At 65.4% G+C, this 1,345-nt stretch carries 1 protein-coding gene; it reads right to left on the reverse strand.

Annotated elements, in window-relative coordinates; genetic code table 11:
- Positions 1-653: 653 nt before the first annotated feature.
- Positions 654-1,345: DUF2066 domain-containing protein (locus OL599_RS25755; RefSeq protein ID WP_264716930.1), on the reverse strand; the 692-nt coding region annotated here is incomplete at its 5' end.

The following is a 1,345-nucleotide window of genomic DNA, read 5'->3' on the forward strand; positions in this document are numbered from 1 at the left end:
CTCGGTCGATCCCGAGATCTGGTAGATGATGCCATTGGCGGCCGAGACGTCACTCCGCCCGCCTGGCGGAAGGGTGACACGCACGGTCCTGAAATAGAGCGGCGTGTCGGCGACCGTCGGGACCTTGGTGGCGGCGACCACTGTTCAGATCGTTGCCGGCGGAGACGGTGTGGGCTGGGCGGATACCGAGGCGGCAAGCGGCGCTGCGTCAAGCAGCAATATTCCGGCTGTCCTGAACCGCATGATCGCCTCCCCTTGTGATGGCTCGTCGGGGGACCGTACGCGTGCCCGCTGCCTGAGGCGATTACTTACGTACGTCCACGGGGCGGCGAACTCGACCGCGGCGCAGAGATCCAAAGTGCCCAGAAATGGAAAGCTCCCGCCATTGCCGGAGGCTGCGCCATTGGGGATCGCAATACGGGATCAGAATGCAGTCGAGATCAGGGCGGATGTAGGCGTCGGCGGACCAGATCAGCTTGTCGCGGGTCACGCCGTGGCTGGCCGCCGTGCGGACGAGGCCGAGATTGGTTAGGCGGCCAGGATGGCAGCAAACAGCGCGTCTTCGTCGATGCCTGCGGCTCGCGCGCGTGACAGTCTCGGTGTTCAGCGGGTTGCCGTGGGAAGCGCTTCCGGGTGACCGCGGCCCGAAGCGATTAGCATTGCGCCCTCGACGATGCTGGAGAACGCCTGGTCATACCCGACGCCTCGGATCGCCCAGGCGTGCTCGCCATCCTTCCAGCTTGTTTGCCACGTACCAACCCAGCCGACGCCTCGTCGCTCCATTCGAGCGTGCCGCGGATCACGATCGTCCCCTCGAGACTGCGCACGGTTGTTCCGGTCAGGGAGCCCTTGCCGCCCCCCCATCCCCCGAACTCGGAGGCGGTCGGGAACCTCAATGGAATACCGGCTTCGGCCGCGATGCGCTCAAAGGCAGCGCGTTGCTCCGCCCCGAGCGGTTCGTCGGCGCTGAGGAGGTAGTCCGGCGGCTTTCGGCCTCGGACCGAGAGTGCGGGAATCAAGATCGGGCGCGGCCCTTTCCAGGGTTGCGTGCCAAGCGTCAACAGCAGCGCGTCGATCTTTGCAGGGTCGAATGCGACGGTCAGGTTCTGGGAGCGGTCGTAGGTTCCCGGGTCGTCGTGGTGATGCAGCCAGGCCATTGGGTCAACGTAGTTGAAGGGCACGACGTAATCGCCCGCGCGCTTCTCCACCTTGGCGACCCTGGGATCGGAGCGCAGGTGGGGATCGCCTGACACCTTGACGAGCACATCCTCCAAACATAGCGCAAAACCGCGCGGGCGCTCGCGCATGTCAGTCCCCGTGACGATCGCCATGGATTGGTAGTGCG

Origin of the sequence: Limobrevibacterium gyesilva, assembly GCF_025989185.1 — a bacterium.
GTDB lineage: Bacteria > Pseudomonadota > Alphaproteobacteria > Acetobacterales > Acetobacteraceae > Limobrevibacterium > Limobrevibacterium gyesilva.